This window comes from Pseudomonas sp. KK4, from assembly GCF_001984065.1.
Lineage (GTDB): Bacteria > Pseudomonadota > Gammaproteobacteria > Pseudomonadales > Pseudomonadaceae > Aquipseudomonas.
The window spans coordinates 1-1,684 of sequence record NZ_LYVP01000240.1; the positions used below are offsets into that span (position 1 = coordinate 1).

Sequence of the window (1,684 nt, forward strand, 5' to 3'; positions counted from 1 at the left end):
GTCGAAGCAAATGGCGACTGACACGGCGCTTTCGCGAGCAAGCCCGCTCCCACAGGGGATTTCACAAGGCTCTGGATCAGGCCTTGCTGATGATATTCCCCGCATGCAGGCCGCATTCTTTCTGAGTCGCCTCTTCCCACCACCAGCGACCTTCGCGTTCGTGCTGGTTCGGCAGCACCGGGCGGGTGCAGGGTTCGCAGCCGATGCTGATGAAGCCGCGTTCGTGCAGGCTGTTGTACGGCAGTTCGAGCATGCGGATGTAACCCCAGATCTCCTCGCTGGTCATCTGCGCCAGCGGGTTGAACTTGTACAGGGTGCGTTCCGGGGTGGAAAACGCGGTGTCGATTTCCATCACCGCCACCGCACTGCGAGTGCCCGGGCTCTGGTCGCGGCGCTGGCCGGTGGCCCAGGCCTTGACGCCGGACAGCTTGCGACGCAGCGGTTCGATCTTGCGGATGCCGCAGCATTCGCCGTGGCCGTCCTTGTAGAAACTGAACAGGCCTTTTTCCTTCACGAAGGGTTCAAGTTTCGTGTAGTCCGGCGACACCAGTTCGATGTCGATCTTGTAGTGCTCGCGCACCTGATCGATGAAGCGGTAGGTCTCGGGGTGCAGGCGGCCGGTGTCGAGGCTGAACACCTTGACGTTCTTGTTCAGTTTCCAGGCCATGTCCACCAGCACCACGTCCTCGGCGCCGCTGAAAGATATCCACAGGTCATCGCCGAACTCGGCGAACGCGAGTTTCAGGATGTCCTGGGCGGATTTGTTGGCATAGGTCGTGGCGAGTTCCACGACGTCGAACGTTGGGCTCATCAGGGCGGCTTCCTACAGGTCGGTGGCGCTGGGCGCTCTATAGGGGGCTGATGGTAACAAAAAGCTGCGCGCGCCGGGGCGTCCTCTGCGTTGCGCGGTGGGGGTGCAGACGCTAGAGTTCGGCCTCGCTCGACTCAATAAACAATACAAATGGGAGTGTCTTGTGGAAATTGCCTGTCTGGATCTGGAAGGTGTGCTGGTCCCGGAAATCTGGATCGCCTTCGCTGAAAAAACCGGGATCGAATCCCTCAGGGCCACCACCCGGGACATCCCCGATTACGACGTGTTGATGAAACAGCGCCTGCGAATCCTCGATGAGCACGGGCTGAAACTCGCCGATATCCAGGAAGTGATCGCCACGCTCAAGCCGCTGGACGGCGCCATCGAGTTCGTCAACTGGCTGCGCGAGCGCTTTCAGGTGGTGATCCTGTCGGACACCTTCTACGAGTTTTCCCAGCCGCTGATGCGCCAGTTGGGCTTCCCGACCTTGCTCTGCCATCGTCTGATTACCGACGAAACCGGGCGGGTGACCAGCTATCAGCTGCGGCAGAAAGATCCCAAGCGTCAGTCGGTGCTGGCGTTCAAGAGCCTGTATTACCGGGTAATTGCGGCAGGGGATTCGTACAACGACACGACGATGCTGGGCGAGGCGGATGCGGGGATTCTGTTCCATGCGCCGGAGAATGTGATTCGTGAGTTTCCGCAGTTTCCAGCGGTGCATACCTTTGCCGAGCTGAAGGAGGAATTCTTGAAGGCCTCAAACCGCGACCTCAGCCTGTAACCAATCCCTGTGGCGAGGGAGCTTGCTCCCGCTGGAGGGCGGAGCGCTCCCACGATCTTTGCGGCTGCTGCGCAACCGAGCGGGAGCAAGCT

2 protein-coding genes are annotated in these 1,684 nt (G+C 60.3%); one reads left to right on the forward strand and one right to left on the reverse strand.

Annotated elements, in window-relative coordinates; all coding sequences use genetic code 11:
• Window positions 1–76: 76 nt before the first annotated feature.
• Complete coding sequence (locus B0W55_RS29295) at window positions 77–811, reverse strand: phosphoadenylyl-sulfate reductase (protein WP_007960132.1); 735 nt, start codon at window positions 809–811, stop codon at window positions 77–79.
• Between the two features lie 163 nt (window positions 812–974).
• On the opposite strand from B0W55_RS29295, the gene thrH reads away from it, so the two are divergent.
• Window positions 975–1,592 carry a bifunctional phosphoserine phosphatase/homoserine phosphotransferase ThrH gene (gene thrH / locus B0W55_RS29300; protein ID WP_077049374.1) on the forward strand — a complete coding sequence of 206 codons (618 nt, stop codon included), beginning with the start codon at window positions 975–977 and terminating at the stop codon, window positions 1,590–1,592.
• The last annotated feature ends 92 nt before the right edge of the window (window positions 1,593–1,684 follow it).